This window comes from Paenibacillus sp. LS-5 (assembly GCF_056121505.1).
Map to the genome: position 1 here is coordinate 41,554 of NZ_JBWAVA010000014.1, position 22,368 is coordinate 63,921.

A 22,368-nucleotide genomic window follows, 5' to 3' on the forward strand; every position below is an offset into this window, starting at 1 on the left:
CAAGACAGTCTATACACAAGAAATCCTTGGCATTTCGCGTAACAAGCTTCAGATAAATCGCCACATCATCCGTCATTAAGGGAACTCCGCAGGTTCTGCATGTCCTATTCATGTTCATGCTATCCCTTACACCAATTTCGCCCGCACAATCAGACAATCATGAGCCGGCACTACAGGAGCATATCTTTCTTTAAATGTACCGATTTCTTTATGCTCCCAGCAATCATACAACAACAGCGATTTTCCCGAAGCATAGGGTAGTCCGATATCCCAGAATTGCAACGACATCTCCCTTTGCCCATCACTTAAATTGAAGAAACCTATGGCAACGTCTCCGTCCGTTAATACCTTCACCAGCATAAACACATCATCCGTATGAAACCATTGCGGTTCCGGCTTGATGCGATAAGCACCGCGGCCTTCCACATCCTGATTAATGGCGATCAAATCCTCATTCATCAGAATATCCTTAGTAGCCTGATTGGCTCTGCGGATGTCACTGCCAATCATTAGCGGAGACCCCATCAAGCTCCATAACGAAAAATGGGTCTTGTACTCTACATCGCTGCAACCGCCGACCTGGCTTCCGATAAAGTCACTGTTGCTGCCTCCGTACATGCCGACTACCAGCATATCCATATCATTATGGCAATAGGCTCCTGTATAAGAGGCTTTGTCAAGCTGTGATAAAGCCAGGCCTTTGATCGAATCCCAGCTATCCTGAATATCCCCTGTGGACCGGTACATATGGGCGCCTGATTCACGAATCCAGTAATATACATTGTCCTCGCCCCAATTGCATGCCGAGAACAGAATCTCTCTTCCGCAGTTTTTAAGCGCGAGACTCATTCGCTTGTACAACAGTTCCCCTGAAATATGTCTGGGCTTGAAGCAGTAATCATACTTTAAGAAATCAACGCCCCATTCTGCCAGTAATTCGGCATCCTGAAATTCATGTTCAAAGCTCCCCGGATATCCTGCGCAGGTGTGAGTCCCTACACAAGAGTACATTCCGAACTTTAATCCCTTGGAATGAATATAATCTGCAAGCGCCTTCATTCCGTTCGGGAATTTGGCTGCATCAGCAACCAGCTTGCCATCCTTGTCTCTTTCTTTCAGGCTCCAGCAATCATCAATTACAATGTATTCATATCCCGCATCCTTGTACCCCTCTGCAACAAGCGCATCGGCAGCTTCCCGGATGAGCTGTTCGTTAATATCCCATGTAAAGGTATTCCAAGAATTCCACCCCATAGGTGGGGTCAAACCGAGTTGGTGTTGGTTCATAAAAGTATTCATCCTTTCGTGTAACCCGAAGATTAAGTGTAAGAACTAAGGCTGTATTCTTTATGTATTTAATCACAGACGACTCTTGTGATCTATAGCTTAACGTTGCTTTCATATGTACATTTGTTGCTTTTCTACGAAAAATAGAACCCCATGTAATTCACCTGCAAAAGGGCTGCTCACCGCGCGCCTTTACGCAAGCGGGAACAGCCCTCTAGAAGCATACTTAATGAATGAGTCCAACCCCTATTGTCCATGTCCTCAGAAGCTTGAGTGTGTCATGGAACTCAAGACTGTGGCTGACCAGAGACCCGAACAAAATTCAAACCTGTTCAATCTTCCGTACCCGATTGAAAATCCGTGTAGTCACTGGTAGTTGTAACACCACTGCTGGTCGAGCTGCCCAGATATTGCTTCAGCCATTTCAGCGCCGGGCGCTCCGAGCCATTGGAATTCACCAGGTGGGTATTGGCCGCCCAGGTCTGATTCTGGATGTAACCCCAGAGGGTTACGCCCTTTACAGCAGAATTCTCCCACAGTACAGGGAATTTCTCTTTGTATCTGGCAAGCTGTGTGTTGTCGTCGCCGGTGATGTCCAGTTCAGAGACGTAGATAGGCAGGCCCGTGGAGGATAGCTTACCCAGTACAGTTCTCATGGTACTCACACTTACATTGTCCATATTGAAGTAATGGCACTGGATGCCGATCCCGTCGATCAGGCCTCTGGACTTCAGGTGATTGATAATGGTCACATATTGATCGGTCAAGCCCGGGTCACCGATAATGCCATATTCATTGATGAGCAGCTTGGAATTCGGGAACGCGGCTCTGGCTTGCTGGAAGGACCAGATGACCCAATCCCAGCCGGTGCTTCCGTCACCGCCGATAGCATTGCGGTAGGAAGGCTTGGCATGCAGCGGCTCATTGACTACATCCACGAATGCGGACTTGGAGTAGCGTTGTCCCGCCGCGGCAATCCATGAGGTCACCTCCGATTTCTGATCCGCCGCCGAAAGGCCGGCAACCCATGAAGGCTCTTGACTTCCCCAGACCAGTGTATGGAATTTGAAGGGGATGTTCCGGCTGACCGCATAATTATAAGATGTATCCGCACCGCTCCAATTCATGTTGTTGCGCGTGCCTTCAACCGCTCCCCATTTGGTAGCATTCTCAGGTGTTACCTGATTCCAATAGTTGGCGAAGTTACCGGGAACACTGCCAGCAATGATATTTCCCAGGAACTTTGGCCCACTAGTAAGCGCGGCGCTGGCGTTCCCCGACATCACGGACGCGAGCAGGACACCGGCTAAGGCCAAACCGCTTACGAACTTTCCAATTCTGGTTTTCAACTCAAATCATCTCCTAATTCATAATGGATTCACCACGGCTATTCCAGACGTAAATAATCAAAATCAACAAAACCGCCCGCTGATTTCGTTGCGTAATTGAACAACGCAAACCGATAGCCCATAAAATGGGGCAGCGTATAAGACATCTGAAGCGTATTGCCAGCCGCTGTCCAATTACTGCCATCAAGGCTGTAATAGAAGTAGGCCTTATCTGTCTGATTGGTGAAATCACAGACCACCTTCAGATAGACTCTGTTCTGGCTGAGCGGCACATTTGCCACTTCAGTCATAGACCCGGAGCCGGCATTGATCATCACGATAGACTTGGAATTGCCGGACATTTTCACGCCTACAAAGCCATACTTGGCTTGAAATGCTGCCAAACCGGCATAATCCCCATCCTTCATTCCGCTAGTCTCCAGAGCAGTAATCCCTGTACTTTTCGGTCCGAACGTCCGCTGAGTCAGTGTGTTCCGGGCCTCCAGAATACTGGAGCTTACCTTGCCCGTGGTCAATCGCATGAAGCCGGGGCGCTGGGTCAGTGACCACTTCGCAGGATCGGGATTGTGGTTCCACTGCCATACCTTGGCAAGCCCCGCTCCTGACGAAGCTGTTCCTGCAAATGACACATCATCTACATAAAAATCCATCAGGTCATTTGTGGCATCCGGCTTAGAGCTATAAGGGGTCTCAAGAAAGATAAACGTCTGCGACAGATCTGCACCGGCGGGCAGCGTGTAGGTGCCCTGAATCGTGCCCCACTCCCCTTTAGTCAGTGTGGTAGACCCAAGAATCGTAATGCCGGTGTAGCTTGGGCCATTCTGGATGTCGAAGTTAAATGGCTTGGTAGCTGGGCCTGTGGTGTATTTGACCTTTGCCGAGAAGCTATAGACTGCGCCGGGAGTTACTTTGCCGGTGAGATCCTGCTTCGGTCCGGCGCCTGTCTGCTGCCTGCCGGTGACCTGCAGGCTTCGGGAACCGCTGTAACGGTCCGCTGCAGTGGAGACAACGGTTGCCGTATTGTTGGGAGTCCATGGGCTGATAGCGGCCTCTTCAAAACCTCCGTTCACAATAAGCTCCGCAGATGCGGAAGCCGATGTGAACTCATCGGACGCATATACCTTTTTCACGGGATAGCCTTCTGCTGGCATGTTCAGGGTCCGCGGTGCTGTGCCGCCGGTACCAAAAACCGGCCAGTTGCCCACCCAAGACACGGGAACAAGATACGGCATACGCCCGACTGCTCCGCTATCCTTGAAGAGCATGGCATACCAGGAGCCGGAGGGCGTGTCCACTATTCCCCCTTGGGCAATGCCTGAATCGTTAAGCGATACCTGGCCCGTATAAGTTCCCGTCAAGCTGGAGGACCGGTAGGTCAATTGGGTGCGTCCGCTTCCCGAAGGCCAGCAGATCAGAAAGACATAATAATAGCCGTTGATCTTCTGGATATGCGCGCCTTCGGCCTTTACAATGAAGCTCGAACCGGCAATATTACTGGAGCCGGGGATGATGACCTGGTTGAGCCCCCCGGACTTGATGGCTTTGGCATCCGCCGTCAGCTCGATCAAGCTGATATTATCGGAGCCGTAGACCAGAAACACGCGTCCGTTATCGAACAGCAGCGATGCGTCATGATAATAACTTCCCAAGACAGAGGAGGTCCATGGGCCGCTCTCAATGTTCTTGGTCTGATAAATATAGGTTTTACCGGTTGAATTAGAGCCAAAGGACACATAATAGATGCCGTTGTTGTATCTGAGGCTGCTTGCCCAGGAGCCTTTACCATATTCATTCTGGCCGTTATTCAAATTCTGCGCATCACCGCTCGCATAGGTATCGTAGACGTAGTTTACGATTTCCCAGTTCACCAGGTCATAGGACTTCATGATCGGAACACCAGGGTTCATATGCATGGTGGTGCTGGTCATGTAGTATACATCGCCTACCCTGATTACATCATTGTCCGGGGCATCGGCATAAATAAACGGATTGTTAAATGTCGAAGCGCCCACTGCAGAAGGATTCAGTATCAGGCCTATCCATAGCGATATTGCCAACAAAAACATACCTGTTTTTTTGACCATAGTGCTTGCCTCCTGCCTGGTTATACGATCATAAGCTCCACTCAATGTAATCCACAAAAGCATCCCAGGTTCCGTTGTCGGTGGTTACGAGCAGCTTGACTTCCTGATTTCCGGTAGCATGGGCCACATTGGATAGGGTCTGAACGGTAGGAGTGGTTCCACTGAAGTAGAAGGAGCCAACGGTCGTCCCGCCGATTTGCAAATCCACTCTGGCCGTGGCGGAATTGCTTGAAGCTCCCCGGACAGAAATGTTGTGCGTGCCATATGCAAAATACTGATTGAATGCAGCAGCATCATCACTCCCATACAACGCAGCCCCGTTAAACGGGGAAGTGGTCTTCCCTGCATAGGTGCCGCTGAGCGTCATGTCCTCAGCTTCAACCTTATTTCCGGAAGGAGCAGTGGTGCCCGCGGAGAATTGCCAGTAATCGAGATTAAACAAATTGCCCGAGCCTGATCCGGTGAATACCAGATAGAGTCTGTGGACCCCGGTCACATTGCTGACAGTGGTCTCTACCTCCTTCCACGTCTGCAGACCTCCGGTCGATGGGACATTAAGCGTTCCAACCAATGTGCCTGCTACGCTGTCCAACCGGATTTCGATTTTGCCGCCTGTGGTCGAGGCCATGTTTGCCTTGAAGGAATTGGCGCCGGAACCGAAATCCGCGTTGCCTAAGGCAATCCAGTCTCCATTGTTAATGCTGGTCACATTCATATTGCTTACAGGACCGCCTGCAGCCTGAGTAGGTTCGGTGGCAATGCCTGCGTTCCAGCCGATCGTCTCGGCTTCCACCCGGGTAAACGGATTCAGATTGGTAATCTGGGCAATACCCGCCATGTCTCCCTGAACCTCTTGAATGATCCCGTCCGCATTATAGACGAGCTTATTGATATGCGGGGAGCGGTAGCCCTTGCCGTCTCCCAGTACGGCCTTCGCCACAGTCTGGGCATGGTACACTACGTACCATTGGTTGTTGAAGTTAAATACCGCATGGTGATTGTTGCCGCCTACGCCGAAGAAGGTATACGGATTCTTCAGAAAATGTCCGGTATACGTAAAGGGGCCCATGGGACTGCTGCTCACCATATAACCGATTTCACCTGCCGGATAAGCAGACGGGTGAGTGCCGGAGAAATTAATGCAGTAAGAGTAATAATATTTGCCCCCATACTTGTGGATTCCGGAATCCTCGAACATATAAGGGGCATCAATTGTGGATGCGCTTCCAATAATGCTCGTCATATCCGCACCCAATTTCAACACCCTGGCTGTTTTGGGATTAGCCACAGAAGCCGGGTCCGAGGTGTTGGGAATGCCCCCGCCGCAGTACAGATATCCGTTACCGTCGTCGTCCACCAGGACAGCCGGGTCAAACAGCCAGGTCACGCCGGACATTCCGGGTGTGCTGCCTGTCACGAGCGCTTTGCCAAGCGGGTCCTTCCAGGGACCGATCGGGGAATCTGCCGTTAACACGCCGAGGCCTGAAGCACCATTTGCAAAATACAGAAAAAATTTATCCTGACCGTTGATTTTTTTTACCACCGCTGAAGGTGCCCATGAGAGAGAGGCCCATTTGGCAATGCCGGCTCCACCGTTTGCATTATTGGCTCCGGCCACAGGGATGGACCCGTGATCTGTCCAGTTCACCATATCGGCGGATGAGATAACATTGATTTTGTTCAGGGCGCTGAAATCATTGTCCTTCACAGTTCCGTTACTATTATAGACGTAGGCATCGCTAGACATATAAACATAGACTCTTCCGTTATATGTCAGCGCAAAGGGATCGGCTCCCAGCTTATGATCCATCAGCGGATTGGAGCTCCCCGGCTGCTTGGCCGTGGCATTGTTTGCAGCATGCACTGACATCATAGGCAGACAGCTAAGCAATAAAACAAAGGTAAATGCAATTACCGAGAGTTTTTTAAACATCAACATACCTCCATTAAAAATGATTTGTAATCCCTTCCAATCTAATGCGTCACAAAAAAACGGGTCGCTTGGCAACCTCCTCTCAACTTGAATTCTTTGAAAGATTCTACTAATATTTTCTATTCGAGATCATTTTAGTATATCCGGTATATGGGAACAATGCAGTTTTTTGTCTGAAAGGTTGAAATTTTTTGGTATTTCTACGGAAAAATAAATAGAAACGGCTGCACCTTCCATCCCTGGATGATGCAGCCGTGCGGAATTATAGCTTATGAGAGTTCATTGTCCCAATCGCTTCCTGTATCAATATTTACGGTTTTCCACCTCGATGCCCGCCAGTTCCTGTGTGAAAATATCTTCAGGGGTCACCATTCTCTTAGGCAGTGTCCGTCCGCTCATGATTTCTTTGACAGCCTGCATGAGCAGCGGACCAAGCAGAGGATTGCACTCGACCACAGCATTAATATTCCCATCGGTCATTTGCTCGAACGCCCGCCGTGTGCCATCCACTGAAACAATAATGATATCGACTCCCGGCACAAGTCCCGCCTCTTTAATGGCTTCCACCGCACCGATCGCCATATCGTCATTGTGAGAATAGAGCACCTGGGGCCACTTCTCCCTTGGCTGCTGTAAAAAAGTCTTCATCATCTCGCGTCCGCCGCTTTGTGTGAAGTCCGCCGGCGCCGTCTGCGTAATCCGGAAGTTCGGTTTGCCCTCAAGCATCTTCCGGAAGCCCCTTCCCCGGTCAATCGACGGCGTTGAACCTACTGTACCCTGCAATTCGGCAATTTGGATGACTTCGTTATGATGCCGCATTTTGTCGATCACATATTTGGCAGCCTTGATGCCTTCTTCATAGAAGTCAGACCCGATAAAAGTGACATAATAGGAACTGTCCTCCACATTGACAGACCGGTCCAGGATGATGACGGGAATCCCCGCATGCTTAATCTCCTTCAGGATGTCCTCCCATCCGGTCTGCACTACCGGTGCAATTGCAATAATATCCACGTTGCTGCGGATAAACGAACGGATGGCCTCGAACTGTTTGCGCTGATCCTGTTCGGCATTCTTCATCATGAGAATGATTCCTGCCTCTTCAGCAGCTTCCCGGATGGACGCACTATTCGCCTCCCGCCAGGTACTCTCTGAGCCAAGCTGAGAGAAGCCTAGCCGAATGGGCCTTGACATGGCCCTGTCCGGGGACGACTCCAAGCTATCCTCCACCGCAGGAGAGCTATGAGGCACCACCGGTGCCTGTACGTTATTATCCTGGCCGCCCCAGCAGCCGCCAAGCGGCAGCAGCAGCAGCAGCAGGGCCAGGCACCATTTCACCGTCCTCATCAGCATCCCCCCTCAATATGATAGCGATTTCAATTATATCCCAAAAGCATTGGAAGACAAGAGTGCTTTTTCTCCCAATGCAGGTTTTATGTTGATCTGCTATTGCTTTAGCGTCGCGCGCCTGGAGCTTAATACCCGCTGCAAGAGAATGAATACGAACAACAGCAGGCCGATGGCGATCTTGGTCCACCAAGAGCTAAGCGTTCCCTCGAAGCTGATGATCGTCTGAATTACACCCTGAATGAGCACTCCGAAGAAGGTGCCGAGGACGTATCCCACACCTCCGGTCAGCAGGGTGCCGCCGATCACGACAGCTGCGATCGTATCCAGCTCAAAGCCGACAGCATGAAGCCCATACCCGGACAGCATGTAAAAGGTGAACACCACACCAGCAAGCGCCGAGCAGAAGCCGCTCAAGGTATAGACTAACACCTTGGTCCGTGCCACCGGAAGACCCATCAGCAGCGAGGACTGCTCGCTGCCTCCAAGCGCATACACGTTACGCCCGAACCGGGTATAGTGAGCGGTATAGATTGCGGCGGCGACAACTATCAGGGCGATGATGGCGCTGACGGAGAGAAAGCTTCCGCACGGCAGCTGAATCTTGGTCTGGGCAACGGCAGTATAGAAGGAATTATCAATTGTAATCGTATCAATACTGATGACATAACACAGGCCGCGGGCCAGGAACATTCCCGCCAGCGTTACAATAAACGGCTGAATCTTAAAGTAATGGATCATCGCCCCCATGGCGCTGCCGAACACGGCTCCCATCAGAAGCACCAGCGGAATCACAACCGCTGGCGGCCAACCCTGCTGCTGCACCAGACTGGCGGAGATCATCGTCGATAGAGCGATAACAGAGCCGACGGACAGGTCAATGCCGCCCGACAGGATCACGAACGACATACCGACAGCCGTGATTAGCAGAAAGGCATTGTCAACCAGCAGATTCATAAGCACCTGCAGAGAGAAGAATCCGGTATACCGGAAGGAACCGGCTCCGAACATAACAAGGAACAGCAGAACGGTGACGACCATCGGAATATATTTGCGGTTAAGAGACATGGCGGGATATCCCCTTCTCTGCTGGATAATGCCGCGTCTTCCAGCGTGCGGCAATGGAGGCGCGGAATGTTTCTGACTGGATCAGGCAGACTGCCAGCACTACAAAGGCTTTGACGACCAGTGTAATCTCTGGAGGGACGCCGATCATATAGATCGTTGTGGTCAGTGTCTGGATAATCAGCGCTCCAATCACAGTGCCGGTGAGATAAAAACGTCCGCCGTTCAGTGACGTCCCCCCGATCACCACTGCCAGTATGGCGTCAAGCTCATACCAGAGACCGGCATTGTTGCCGTCGGCGCTGGAGACATTCGAGCTAAGCAGCAGTCCGGCGATGCCTGCGCATAAGCCGCAGAATACATAGACCGATAGGATGACCCAAGCCGAGCGGATGCCTGACATCAGGCTGGCCGTCGGATTGCAGCCAACCGATTCAATGAACAGACCCAGCGCAGTCTTGCGGGTCAACAACACGGCGATGACCACAAACAGAGCTACGACAAATATTGAAAAGGGCAGCGCGGCCAGAGAACCGGAACCAATATAGGCGTATTTGCTGCTGGTGACCGTAATAATCTGTCCACCGGTAACCAGTTGGGCAATTCCCCGACCCGCCACCATCAGAATCAGTGTGGCGATAATCGGCTGAATGCCGGCCACGGAGACCAGCAGTCCGTTCCAGGCACCCAGCACAAGCGATAGGCCGATGGCCAGGAGCACAGATAGAAGAATCAGGCCCAGCGCGTTCTGGTCCTGGCCTCTGCTGATGCTCAGGCAAGCGATTGCGCCTGAAATGGCGACAATGGAGCCGACAGATAAGTCAATCCCCTTGGTTGCCACCACCAGTGTCATCCCGATTGCCACCAGGATGAGAGGCGATCCGAAGTTGAGGATATCAATCAGACTGCCGTACAAATGCCCGTCGTGCATCGTGATGGAGAAGAAATCCGGCGAATAGCACAGATTGAACAGTAGCAATGCGGCCAGTACACACAGCGGCCAGAATAAATGATGTTTAACCATTGTACCCATGATACGTTCAGCCTCCCGCAATGGCCTGCATAATATGCTGCTGGCTCATATCCTTATCTGAGATTTCCTTCACTTTACGGCGGTCGCGCAGGACAGCAATCCGGTCGCTGACCCGCAGCACCTCCTCCAGCTCGGAGGAGATGAACAGGAAAGACATCCCCTGGCGCGAGAGCGACAGCACCAGCTTTTGAATTTCCGCTTTTGCTCCAATATCAATCCCCCGCGTAGGCTCATCCAGAATGAACAGTTGAGGTTCTGTCAACAGCCAGCGGGCCAGCAGCACCTTCTGCTGGTTGCCGCCGCTCAGATTCTTGATCAGATGATCGGGACTGGGCGGATTGATGTTCAGCATGCGGATATATTCCTCTGCCATTTCCTCCTGCCGCTTACGGGAGATCGTCTTAAAGGTCCCATATTTGGCCTGCAGCGCAAGAATAATGTTTTCTCTTACGGTCAGATCGCCGATAATCCCCTCCGTCTTGCGGTTCTCCGAGCAGAAGGCAATCCGGTGCGCAATGGCTTCCCGGGGGGAATGCACCGTTCCTTGCGTTCCCGGCAAGGTCAATTTCCCAGAATCCGGCCGGTCAGCGCCGAAGAACAGCCGGGCGGCTTCTGTCCGGCCTGAGCCAAGCAGGCCCGCCAAGCCCACAACCTCTCCTGAGCGGATCGACAGATCAAACGGCTCGATCCCCCCTTTGCGGCCAAGTCCTTCCGCCCGGATCAGTTCGTTGCCCAGCGTATCCTTGTACTCTTCGGCCAGACTTGGCAGCTCTTCCAGCAAACTCAGATCCTTGCCGATCATTTTCATAACCAGCTCCATCCGGGTCAGCTCCTTGACCATATATTCACCGACAAATTCTCCGCCCCTCAGTATGGTGACCCGGTCGGAAACTTCGTACATCTGATCCAGGAAATGCGTGACAAATAAGATCGACAGACCGTCCTTTTTGAGCTTCCTCATAATCCGGAACAATTGCTCCACTTCGATCTGATCCAGACTTGAAGTAGGCTCATCGAGAATCAGTACCTTGGCGGAAATATTCAGCGCTCTAGCAATCGCGATCAACTGCTGTACCGCCACAGAATACATATGCAGCGGAAGGGTAACATCAATTTGCACATTCATCCGCTCCCGGAGCAGTTCCGCCGCACGCCGGTTCATTTCTTTCCATAGAATCCGTCCAAATTTCCGCGGTTCTCTTCCGATGTAGATATTCTCCGCGACAGTCAGATTGGGACACAGGTTAACTTCCTGATAGACAGTACTGATCCCCGCCGCCTGTGATTCTAACGGGCTGCGGATGGCAAGGGGGGCGCCGTCCATCTCCACATTTCCTTCATCTATCGGATACACGCCAGTCAGCACTTTAATCAGTGTCGACTTACCGGCGCCATTCTCTCCCATAAGGGCATGCACTTCACCCGGAAACAGGCGGAGGTCCACATCAGTCAACGCTTTTACACCCGGAAACCGTTTGTGAATCTTCGTCATTTGCAGTATGGGCTTCAGTGTGCTCATTCTCGCATCCACTCCCTGTTATTCATAAAAGCAGCCCGGTGGAAGTTATCCCGCCGGAGCCGCTTGTAGTTGTTGCCTCTAATTAGTACTCACGGCTTGGCAATGCTTCCTTGGCCTGCTCGGAAGTGAAGGTCGATTCATCAGTCACGATCCGGGCTTCTACCGGCTTGCCGTCTACAACATCCCTTACCACCTTCATAAGCTGCGGTCCAAGCAGCGGGTTGCATTCGACGATGAAGTTGATTTTACCTTCACTGGCTGCCTGCATTCCGTCTTTGACGGCATCCACCGAGATAATCTTGATATCCTCTCCAGGCTTCAGTCCGGCTGCTTCAATCGCCTGAATGGCACCAAGCGCCATATCGTCGTTGTGTGCATACAGAACGTCGATATCCTTATTGGCCTTCAGGAATGCCTGCATAACTTCCTTGCCTTTAGCCCGGGTGAAATCGCCGGTTTGCGATGCGATGACCTTCAAATGGGCGTTGCCCGCAATTTTCTCCGCAAAGCCCGCCATGCGGTCATTTGCCGGTGCAGAACCAGTAGTTCCTTGCAGCTCCACTATGTTAACGTCCTCTGAAGCATCCTTGTACTGGTCCGACAGCCATTGGCCCGCCTTGCGGCCTTCCTCCACGAAATCGGAGCCGAGGAATGTGACATACAGCGAAGTATCCTTGGAGTCCACGGCGCGGTCTGTCAGAACCACAGGAATCCCCGCGTCCTTAGCCTCCTTGAGTACGGTGTCCCAGCCGGATTCAACCACCGGAGAGAACGCAATGACATCGACCTTTTGCTGAATGAAGGAACGGATGGCCTTGATCTGGTTCTCCTGCTTCTGCTGGGCGTCCGAGAATTTCAGTGTATAGCCGGCTTCTTTTGCAGAATCCTGGATAGACTTGGTGTTCGCACTGCGCCAGCCGCTCTCCGCCCCAACCTGTGAGAAGCCCAGCGTAATACTCTTGCCCTCCGTCTTGCTTCCGTCATTCGCCGCAGTCGATTGCGCGGCTGAATTGCCGGATTCCGTCTTCCCAGCATTGTTGTTGCTGCATGCCCCAACCATGACCATAGTCAGAGTAAGCGCCAGCACAGCCCCCATTTTCCCGAATTTCTTCATGTATATTGATTCCTCCCCTTCGCATTCACCAGGATTTGGTGTCGGGTTCATTATAAACCGCTTCCAAAACACCGATATATGGGCATCCTTTGGCATTTGCTTTCTATTTTTTGTTTTTTGGCGGCTGCGGCCCAAGGATGTGTAATCTTTTATTGAAATGGTGTGATTTTGTTTACGCTTTCTTTTTTTGTTTTCGGTCTGCCCCGTTTTGTTATAAACTATAATCGAATCCAAATATATGCTATTTATGAAAGGATCTCCCGATAATGCGGATCACACGCTGGGTCTCCTCCAGTCTGAGGACGAAACTGCTGGCTTTGTTTGTTGTGCTGTCCACCATCCCGCTGATTGCCGTCGGCCTCATTTCCTATCAGAAATCCTATCATTCGATTTCCAGCCACAGCAAAGCTTCAAGCATCCTTCAGGCGGATATGCTCAGCACGAACATTGATAATCTGTTCAAGGACACGGAACGGCTGCTGGAGCTGAGTAACAATCCCCAGGCGATCCACTTTCTATTCTCGCAATCGGAAACCTACCAGGAAGCGAAGGATATTCTTCAGACCTTTGCCCTTTACCGGGAGACCTACAAGTATGAAAATGTACTGAACATCAGCCTCATCAATCTGTATGGCAAAGGTATCAGCGAACGCAGGGGTATTTTCCAATCCAACATCAATCCGTTGCGCAATCCGCACTTTCAGACGCTGGCTCAGAATCCCGACAGCATCCTCCGTATTCCTCCCTCCTCGATATCCGGATATGACCGGGTCGACGGTTTCACATACAAGAATCAGGGTGTGATCTCGATTATGGCGGCAGTCAAGCAGCGGATCACGCATGAGGTGATCGGGTTTGTCATTGTGGATCTGAACGATTCCTTCATTAAAGATTTCTGTGACAAGGTGCCTATCGGCAAAACTGGATTTTTCTATATTGTCGATGGACAGAACCATCCCGTTTATGTCCCTCCTGTCAGTGATACGGACCTGGCGATTATCCAGGAAGCCACAATTCCTGACTCTGCACTGAAGGAGAACGGCAGCTTCGTGCTGCATACTACCGGACCACCCCGGTTCATTGTCCATACCTCCTCCCGTTCTACCGGTTGGGTCATCATCGGCATGGCCCCGCTACAGGAGATTGTTGCCGAAGCCAACCGGATCAGACAGTTGATTATTGTCAGCGTTGTACTAAGCATAGTATTCGCCATCACGCTTCACTATCTGCTTACGAAGCGGCTGATCCGGCCTATTCAGCTTTTGCAGCACAAAATGCGGCTGACTGCGAGCGGTTACCTGGAAGCAAAGGTAAAACCGGAGGGAAATGATGAAATCGCCGACCTGGGAGAGAGCTTCAACATCATGGTGGGTCAAATCAAAGAGCTGCTTGAGCAGAGCATCCGTGAGCAGCAGCAGTTGCAAAAGGCAGAGCTGCGGACGCTCCAGGCGCAGATCAATCCGCATTTTCTGTACAACACCCTTGATTCCATTGTGTGGATGGCAGAAGCCGGCAAAAACGATGGTGTCATCCGAATTGTGAAAGCGCTATCCGACTTTTTCCGGCTTAGCCTGAATAAAGGACGCGATTGGGTGCTGATCCGCTCCGAGCTTGCCCATGCGCAGAGTTACCTAATTATCCAGCAGATGCGCTATCGCGACATTCTGGAGTACCGCATAGAAGTTGCTGAGGAGCTGCAGGAGTATCCGATTCTGAATATGACGATTCAGCCCTTGGTGGAGAATGCCCTCTATCACGGAATAAAGAATAAAAGAGGCCAGGGACAGATCATCATCAGCGGCTATGCGGACAACCAGTCTGTTGTGCTTACCGTCTCCGACAATGGAATCGGCATCTCGCCGGATCGACTGGCGGTACTCCGGGAACAAATCGAGCAGCCAATCCAGTCGGAGGACGCCTATCCCGCCCAGAACGGCTTCGGTCTCCAGAATGTGCACCAGCGGCTACAACTGTATTTCGGAGAGGAATATGGCATAAAGTTGGAGAGTACAGAAGGCATAGGTACACAAATCCGGGTGCGCATACCCAAGAACAGGGGGACCTGATATGAAAAAGGTTATGCTTGTGGATGATGAGATTCTGATCCGTGAAAGTATACGGGAATGCGTGGATTGGGAGCGGGAAGGGTTCATCTATTGCGGCGACGCATCCGACGGAGAGCTGGCCTTGCCGCTCATTGGCGAGAAGCTCCCGGATATCCTCATTACCGATATCAAAATGCCTTTCATGAACGGACTGGAGCTTAGCTCCGTGGTCCGTCAGCGATTTCCGAAGATCAAAATCATTATCTTGAGCGGCCACGATGATTTCCAGTATGCCCGGACCGCATTGCGGCTCGGGGTTGAGGATTATTGCCTGAAGCCGTTCAGCGCAGCTGATCTCCTGCAACTGCTCCACAGTGTCAGCGCTAGGATTGATGAGGAACAGCGGCAAAAGGACAGTTATGCCTATACGCCAGGTAAGCTATACGCCGAGCTGTGCGGAGGACTGATCGGTACCGCCGCCGCCATTGAATCGGCGGAGCAACTGGGGCTGCCGCTCATCGCCCCCTACTATGCCATTGCTATCTTCACTTTGAATATCCCGGAAATCGAAGAGTACACATCCGCCCCTTCTTCAATACTACGAACTGCGGAAGAGCATTTCAGATCCCTGTTGACGGAGCTGACAGAAGGCCTATTTTATAAACGCAGCCGGACGGAAACGGTATTAATCTTCAAGGGAAGTACCCCCGAGCAATTGAACAGGAGTATGGATGAGGTCTGCAGAGCGCTGAAGCAAGGGCTGAGAACGGTATGCGGCTGTGAGCTATCCGTCAGTCTGGGCGATGTGCGGGAACGCCTGCAGGGAATCCACCTGTCTTACCTCGAAGCCGAAAATAATCTTATACTCAAAAAGATGTCCCGGGAGAACTCGGCGGCACTGCTTGATGCTTCTTTTAACCCTTCTGAACACGGCACTCTGCTCGACCGGAACCGGCTGCTCCAATTCCTGAAGCTGGGAGACGGTAAACAGAAGCCGGAATTTCTGTCACACCTTGCGGCAGAGCTGGAACCGATGAATTGGAATTCCGTGTACGCTTACTACCTGATGACCGACATTACCCTGGAGCTGGTGCAAACGGCTAAAATCTGCTTTCGGGCGGCCGCCGAGCCTACAGAGATTCTCAGAGAGCTCCAGCAGGAGATCCGGTGCATTTCCGATACCGGTGAATGCCTCGAATATTTGAGCAGACTGTTTGCCCGTCTCTGGGAGTGGCGGTCGGAAGGCTCGGATAAATACCGGGGGCTGATTGATAAAGTGAAACATTGCATCTGCGAGCAGTACGGCAATGAGCAGCTTTCTCTCCATGACATCTCCAGACAGGTCGGGGTAAGCCCCAGCCATCTAAGCAAAATCTTCAGCCAGGAAACCGGACAGACCATGACTGAATTTCTGACCTCGACCCGGATGGACAAAGCCAAGGAACTGCTGAAGACGACAAGCCATAAAACCTTTGAGATCGCCTTTAGCGTAGGCTACAATGATCAGCATTATTTCTCCAATTTGTTCAAAAAAGTAACCGGGATGACTCCGATGGAATACCGGAAGCAAGGTCACGCGGAGGAACCGCTCCCTTCTGTTTGTAAAGGGGGGGAATATCCGTGAGCGTATCCCGGGTAAGGATAGCTGCTTTCTCCATCATGTGCCTGACAGCAGCTCTGTTCCTGAGCGGCTGCTTCCCAGCCGGAGTGGTGCATACACCGCAGGAGAAGCAGGCGGCTGCGGCCGGACGAAATGAAGAACAGCCGCTGACCTTCGGCATCATCTATCCTATGGTAAATGCCAACTATGAGTGGATTACGGAAAAGGCAGAGGTGGAGGCCCGCAAACATAACGTTCAATTGCTTGTTCAAGCGCCCGATGAAGCCAATCTGGAGCAGCAAATCCGGATCATGGAGATGATGATTAAACGGGGAGTCGATGGTATCGCAATCGCTCCGGTGGATTCCCAGGCCCTCGTCGGTGTGATTAATAAAGCCGTTGACCAGGGGATTCCCGTGGTCTGCTTTGAATCGGATGCGCCGGACAGCCGAAGGAGTGCTTATATCGGGGCCGACAACAGGCAAACCGGCATCGTGATCGGCCAAACGGTAGACCACTTGCTGGGCGGAAGAGGGATGATCCTTGTGGAGTCCGGAATGTCCCACATGCTCGGGTTTGGAGAGCGGCTGCAGGGACTGCAGACTTACCTGGCAGAGCATACGGAGATCGATATCCTGGACATTAAGCACAATGACGGTAGCGGAGACAACGCTGTGTTGCAGCTCGAGCAGATGATATCCGCCCATCCCCATTTCTCCGCCTTGGTGAGCCTCGATTTTGTCTCCAGCTCAAGCTCTGTACTGGTCTGGAAAGCCAAAGGACTGAAGCGCTATAATATCGCCCTCGGTCTGACCCCTTCAATGATGCAGGCGATGGATAACGGGCAGATTACACGGGTAATCTCACAGAACGAGCAGAACTGGGGCGAGAACCTCATCAGTACCCTGCTGCAGAAATCCCAAGGCATCACCAAGACGAAATGGATAGATACAAAGATCACGATTATCGGGAATTAGCTTGCACCCGCTGTTGGCCGTAATCTGCTGCAAACAAAACAGCTACACCGTCCTTTACAGGACAGCATAGCTGTTGAAGATTGTAGGTCCCTATTCTTGGGAAGGGTATGGATTCATCGCCTGAATGGTGCCGTCCGGATTATAATGCAGCTCCATATATTTGACGCAGCGCTTATGATTGACACCGTCAGACAGGGAACTGTCATGGTAGAACAGATACCACTTCTCTTCAAACTGAACGATGGAGTGGTGCGTGGTCCAACCGATAACCGGAGACAGAATCTCGCCCATGAAGGTAAATGGACCCGTCGGATGTTTGCTGACCGCATAGACCAGGGTATGCTTCGTGCCAGTCGAATAAGACAAATAGTAGTGGCCATTATATTTATGTACCCATGGCCCTTCAAAATATCTCCGGTCCTCATCCCCGGCAAGAATCGGGTTTCCTTCTTCATCCACAATGGAAATTTCTTGCGGTGCCACCTCTAAAGACAGCATATCTTCGCTTAAGAGCGCCACACGCGGCCCTAATGCAGGCTGGTCAAGGGCAGGCCCTTCCGCTCCCGGGCAGAAGGTGCCGGTCTGCCATTGTTCGAGCTGGCCTCCCCAGAGGCCGCCAAAGTAAATATAAGCACGGTTGTCTTCATCCACAAAAACAGCGGGGTCGATACTGAAGCTGCCGGGGATATAGTCGGGCTGGGGCGTGAACGGACCTGCCGGGGATGAAGCTGTCGCTACCCCCAGGCGGAAGATCCCTTCCCGGTCGCGGGCCGGAAAAAATAAATAGTAGGTATTGTTCTTGTAGGCGGCATCAGGCGCCCATAGTTGTTGCGAAGCCCAGGGAATCTCGCTCAGATGAAGCACTTGCCCATGATCTGTCACAGGGGATTCGAAATTCTCTATGGATAGAACATGATAATCTTCCATCGCATACTGGTCACCGTTGTCGTTGTCCGGTCCATTATGATCCAGATCATGCGAAGGATAAATATATATTTTGCCTTCAAATACGTGGGCAGACGGATCCGCGGTGTAGATGTGGGTTACAAGGGGCTGGCTCTGTTTTGGCAACTGATTCATGTGAAATCTCCTCTTCTTGAGTAAATTGGTAAAAGCATCTCTTCGCACTGAAACTACGACAGCGGGGAATAATTGAAGCCATCATAATACCCCGGCGCTGTATCCTTCTCACCGTTCCCCGACACATGTAAGCCAAGACATACACCGGTGAAGCCGCCGTTGACTTCTGGAGACAGACAGGATACCGGTACCTTATGCTCTACTTCATGCCAAGCTTCTCCGTCCTCCGAGTAAGCGAACGCGTACATTTCCCCATCGCACCGGATACGTAGATGAAGCGGACCCGCAGCTTCGGGGACAACGTTCTGGACCTGTCTCTGGCCGCCGTCCCGGATGGCCAGCTCCAGAACCCGTCTTCCTTCACGGTAAGCTAATCCCCAGAAAATGTTCCCCCGGTTGTTCAAACGGGCGGCCACTCCTGCGTACTCCCCTTCCTTTGTGGGCGTATAATCCAAGCGCACGGCCATTTCCATATGAAGATGCTTCTGCCGGATACAAGCGAACACGGCCGGAGCCTCGTCATCCAGTGTATAGGCATTGCCCCGGATCGACAGCGTACCCGGACGCTCTGTCCAGGAATAGCATTCCTCCTCATACGCCCTTAGAAAGGCCCATTCCGGACCAAATCCGTTCTTCAGCTCCATGCGCTGAACCGGTTCATCCTCCGGTAGACTGTCTGCGGATACCACCGTTCCTTCATTATTATCGATCATAGGCCAGCCTTCTTCTGTCCAGCTCACCGGCGCCAAAAAGGTCTCTCTGCCAAGGGGGGAATACTTGCCCTGCACAGGCCGCATACCCAGGAACACCGCCCACCAATTCCCCTCCGTATCCTCCACTAGATCAGCATGGCCCAGACATTGAACAGGGTGCTCCTTCAAGCCACGGTGCGTCAGAATAGGCTCCGGCTTGTCCTCAAAAGGGCCGAACGGGCTGCTGCTGCGCGCAATGATCTCTCGATGGTCTACGCTGGTGCCGCCTGAGGCGGTCATCAAATAGTACATCCCGTTGATTTTGTAGAGATGAGGCCCCTCCACCCAAGGCCCTCCATCCCCTCTCCAGATCACTTCAGGTTCGGAGAGCACCTTGCCGGTTATAGGGTCTATTTCGTACTGGATAATGTGCGATTCCAGATCGGCCCCGTTCTGTACGGTCACATAAGCGCGCCCATCGTCCTCGAAGAACAGAGAGGGATCGATTCCCCCGTAAGATAAAAGAATGGGATCAGACCACGGCCCCTCCGGCCGCTCAGCAGTTACGTAGAAATTGCCGATTCCTCTTACATCCGTAGTAATCATATAAAAGCGTCCCGCATGGTAACGCAGGGTGGCGGCGTAGATCCCGTCGGAGCTGCCGCTTGTCCGGAGATCTAATTGGGAACGCCGGGTCAGAACATGCCCAACCGGCGTCCAATGGATCAGATCCTTGCTGTGAAACAAAGGAACTCCGGGAAAATACTCAAACGAACTGTTCACCAGATAATAATCGTCCTGCACACGAACCACACTGGGATCCGGGTAATACCCGGATATCACAGGATTTCTATAAGTTGTGGACTGCATAATATCCTCCTTTTTCAGCAACCGCTTACAATACATATTGTACTGTACTTTCCAGGCCTCCACCCATACCAAAAATAAAGAATTCCCCCTTAAAATCTTGGCTATGTTTAAGTTTAATGTTGATTATGGCATTCATCATACTTTATATACTTTATATACTTTATATACTTTATCCTATATTTTGTAAATTTTAGAGTGTCTCTGTAATCCCATATTTATTTTATCTAATGATAGATCAATAAGTCGTGAGGATTGGTCATTGTTTGAAGGAAAACGATAATTTATTATAGTTGCATAGTTGTGTAAGCGCTAACATCAAGGAGGGATATTAGCAACATAACGTTCAATTGGGTATCGGATTGTTAGACATTGTTAATGGAAGGAGGACAGCATACCGGACAGCAGGTTTGGGTTAAAGCCACCCTGTTGAAAGCTCCAAATATTATACAAAGGGGGAGTGAACCGATGCGTAATCACAGCATAAGGAGCAATTCTGTACGAAAATTTCTTTACATTTCGCCCTTTATGGTATTACTTGCTGTCTTTGCCTACTACCCCCTCTATGGATGGGTGTATGCATTCTTTGACTATATGCCGCCGATTCCGCTGTCACAAGCGCCATTTGTCGGTTTCAAATGGTTTCGTTCCCTGGTAGAGAACCAGGTGAAGGTCGATCAGCTGCTTCAGGTCATCAAAAACACATTTGGCATCAGCGGACTGAGCATACTTTTCTCGTGGCTCCCAATGATTTTTGCAATTTTCCTGACAGAGATTAAAGCTGTGCGCTTCCGGAAATTTATCCAGACCGTAACCACGCTTCCTAACTTTATCAGTTGGGTACTGGTGTATTCCCTGGCCTTTTCTATGTTCTCCAGTGAAGGTGTCGTCAATGGCTTTCTGAGTCAGATGGGACTTATTGATTCTCCTATACTTTTTCTTCAAAACTCGGAACATGTATGGGTTACGATGTGGATATGGATTACATGGAAATCACTGGGTTGGTCGGCTATATTGTATATAGCGGCCATTATGGGGATCGATGAATCTCTTTATGAAGCGGCTTATGTAGATGGAGCGACCAGAATGCAGGTCATCCGCCATGTGGTTTTGCCAAGTATGCTGCCGACTTACTTCGTACTATTAATGCTCCAGATTGCCAGCTTTCTGAACAATGGATTGGAGCAATATTTTGTGTTCCAGAATGCCTTCAACAAAGACACCATTCAGGTATTGGATTTATATGTATACAACCTTGCCATGGGAGGCGGCAGCTATTCCGTTTCCGTTGCGATCAGTATGCTGAAAAGCCTGATTAGTGTTGCGCTTCTCTTTTCCGTAAACGGGCTGTCCAAATTGTTAAGAGGAGAGGGCATCGTATGAGTGACAACCCGACTGGAATGACTCCGATTGCTGTAGAAAATAACAGCCGCCTCTCCAAAAAAATAAAAATGCAGGTCAGTACAACCGACAAATTGATATCTGCTGTCATCTATGTCCTGTTTTCCCTCTTTGCATTTATGTGTGTATATCCTTTTTACTCTATCATTATCAATACCATAAGCGCCAACGATCTCAGCGCCAAAGGTGAAATTGCGTTTTGGCCGAGGGGAATCCATTTCCAGAACTATGTTGACGTGTTTAAAATACCGGGACTGTGGAATGCATTTGTTATATCTGTGGGAAGAACAGTCATAGGCACCCTTTTGACGGTAGGGGCCTCAGCCTTTTTGGGATTCATGTTTGCCCAGGAGGACATGTGGGGGAAAAAATTCTGGTACCGCTTTACCATTATTACGATGTTTTTTAATGCCGGTATTATCCCCTGGTACTTGACCATGAGATCCTTGCACCTCACAGACAATTTCCTGGCCTACATTCTGCCGTCCATCGTAGCTCCATTTTTCATCATTCTTGTGAAGACATTTGTTGAGTCCACACCAAAGGAATTACAGCAGGCCGCCAGCATTGACGGTGCCGGGATTATAACGATCTTTTACAAAATCATCTTGCCCATCAGCAAACCGATATTGGCGACAGTCGCCATATTCTCGGCAGTGAACCAGTGGAATTCCTTTCAGGATACGCTGCTGCTGGTTACGGACAGTAGATTGTACAGCCTGCAGTTCATTCTCTATAACTACATCAATCAGGCCAGCTCCTTATCCACCATGGTCAATCTGCAAAATGCCGGATCAACCGCCATGGCCAGTCTGTCCACCAAGCAAACCACCACATCCATTCGGATGACCGTTACGATCATCGTTGTCGCACCTATTTTGCTGGTGTATCCGATTTTCCAAAGGTTTTTTGTAAAAGGAATTATCATTGGTGCAGTCAAAGGTTAATAGGCACGAGAATGATAAACTAATCATT

The 22,368-nt window shown here is 50.9% G+C and carries 16 protein-coding genes; 5 read left to right on the plus strand and 11 right to left on the minus strand.

Annotated features, from left to right (window positions below):
* Positions 1-126 precede the first annotated feature (126 nt).
* The 9 genes from AC0MA3_RS19145 to AC0MA3_RS19185 form a co-directional block, all read right to left on the minus strand.
* Positions 127-1,287: a glycoside hydrolase family 27 protein gene (locus AC0MA3_RS19145; protein ID WP_474657332.1), complete on the minus strand. Its 1,161-nt coding sequence runs from the start codon at positions 1,285-1,287 to the stop codon at positions 127-129.
* A 332-nt stretch (positions 1,288-1,619) separates the two neighbouring features.
* Positions 1,620-2,636: an endo-1,4-beta-xylanase gene (locus tag AC0MA3_RS19150; protein ID WP_474657333.1), complete on the minus strand. Its 1,017-nt coding sequence runs from the start codon at positions 2,634-2,636 to the stop codon at positions 1,620-1,622.
* Positions 2,637-2,674: 38 nt separating this feature from the next.
* Entirely contained in the window at positions 2,675-4,720 is a 2,046-nt protein-coding gene (locus AC0MA3_RS19155) for a beta-xylosidase family glycoside hydrolase (protein ID WP_474657334.1), read from the minus strand.
* Positions 4,721-4,748: 28 nt separating this feature from the next.
* A complete protein-coding gene (locus AC0MA3_RS19160) occupies positions 4,749-6,653 on the minus strand; it encodes a carbohydrate-binding protein (RefSeq protein ID WP_474657335.1) in 1,905 nt (634 codons plus the stop codon).
* A 303-nt stretch (positions 6,654-6,956) separates the two neighbouring features.
* Positions 6,957-8,000 carry an ABC transporter substrate-binding protein gene (locus AC0MA3_RS19165; RefSeq protein WP_474657336.1) on the minus strand — a complete coding sequence of 348 codons (1,044 nt, stop codon included), beginning with the start codon at positions 7,998-8,000 and terminating at the stop codon, positions 6,957-6,959.
* Between the two features lie 99 nt (positions 8,001-8,099).
* Positions 8,100-9,068: a galactofuranose ABC transporter, permease protein YjfF gene (gene yjfF, locus AC0MA3_RS19170; RefSeq protein WP_474657337.1), complete on the minus strand. Its 969-nt coding sequence runs from the start codon at positions 9,066-9,068 to the stop codon at positions 8,100-8,102.
* Positions 9,058-10,098 carry an ABC transporter permease gene (locus AC0MA3_RS19175; protein ID WP_379155713.1) on the minus strand — a complete coding sequence of 347 codons (1,041 nt, stop codon included), beginning with the start codon at positions 10,096-10,098 and terminating at the stop codon, positions 9,058-9,060. Before AC0MA3_RS19175 ends, yjfF begins: the two co-directional genes overlap by 11 nt.
* Positions 10,099-10,105: 7 nt before the next feature.
* Complete coding sequence (locus tag AC0MA3_RS19180; protein WP_474657338.1) at positions 10,106-11,617, minus strand: sugar ABC transporter ATP-binding protein; 1,512 nt, start codon at positions 11,615-11,617, stop codon at positions 10,106-10,108.
* Positions 11,618-11,699: 82 nt separating this feature from the next.
* Positions 11,700-12,731: an ABC transporter substrate-binding protein gene (locus AC0MA3_RS19185; RefSeq protein ID WP_474657339.1), complete on the minus strand. Its 1,032-nt coding sequence runs from the start codon at positions 12,729-12,731 to the stop codon at positions 11,700-11,702.
* A gap of 266 nt (positions 12,732-12,997) precedes the next feature.
* Here AC0MA3_RS19185 and AC0MA3_RS19190 point away from each other — a divergent pair, with 266 nt between their 5' ends.
* Genes AC0MA3_RS19190 through AC0MA3_RS19200 form a run of 3 tightly spaced genes read left to right on the plus strand, consistent with a single transcriptional unit; the run spans position 12,998 to position 17,353 of the window.
* A complete protein-coding gene (locus tag AC0MA3_RS19190) occupies positions 12,998-14,797 on the plus strand; it encodes a cache domain-containing sensor histidine kinase (RefSeq protein ID WP_474657340.1) in 1,800 nt (599 codons plus the stop codon).
* A 1-nt stretch (position 14,798) separates the two neighbouring features.
* Positions 14,799-16,400, plus strand: a complete 1,602-nt coding sequence (locus AC0MA3_RS19195; protein WP_474657341.1) for a response regulator — start codon at positions 14,799-14,801, stop codon at positions 16,398-16,400.
* Positions 16,397-17,353: a sugar ABC transporter substrate-binding protein gene (locus AC0MA3_RS19200; RefSeq protein ID WP_474657342.1), complete on the plus strand. Its 957-nt coding sequence runs from the start codon at positions 16,397-16,399 to the stop codon at positions 17,351-17,353. The genes AC0MA3_RS19195 and AC0MA3_RS19200 overlap by 4 nt, the downstream gene beginning before the upstream one ends.
* A gap of 90 nt (positions 17,354-17,443) precedes the next feature.
* On the opposite strand, the gene AC0MA3_RS19205 is transcribed toward AC0MA3_RS19200, so the two are convergent.
* A complete protein-coding gene (locus tag AC0MA3_RS19205) occupies positions 17,444-18,433 on the minus strand; it encodes a glycoside hydrolase family 43 protein (protein ID WP_474657343.1) in 990 nt (329 codons plus the stop codon).
* Between the two features lie 53 nt (positions 18,434-18,486).
* On the minus strand, positions 18,487-19,995 hold the full coding sequence (locus AC0MA3_RS19210) for a glycoside hydrolase family 43 protein (protein ID WP_474657344.1): 1,509 nt from the start codon (positions 19,993-19,995) through the stop codon (positions 18,487-18,489).
* 465 nt (positions 19,996-20,460) lie between these two features.
* On the opposite strand from AC0MA3_RS19210, the gene AC0MA3_RS19215 reads away from it, so the two are divergent.
* Both AC0MA3_RS19215 and AC0MA3_RS19220 read left to right on the plus strand, forming a co-directional pair.
* Positions 20,461-21,375 carry an ABC transporter permease subunit gene (locus AC0MA3_RS19215; RefSeq protein WP_474657345.1) on the plus strand — a complete coding sequence of 305 codons (915 nt, stop codon included), beginning with the start codon at positions 20,461-20,463 and terminating at the stop codon, positions 21,373-21,375.
* A complete protein-coding gene (locus tag AC0MA3_RS19220) occupies positions 21,372-22,340 on the plus strand; it encodes a carbohydrate ABC transporter permease (RefSeq protein WP_379155683.1) in 969 nt (322 codons plus the stop codon). The genes AC0MA3_RS19215 and AC0MA3_RS19220 overlap by 4 nt, the downstream gene beginning before the upstream one ends.
* Positions 22,341-22,368: the final 28 nt, after the last annotated feature.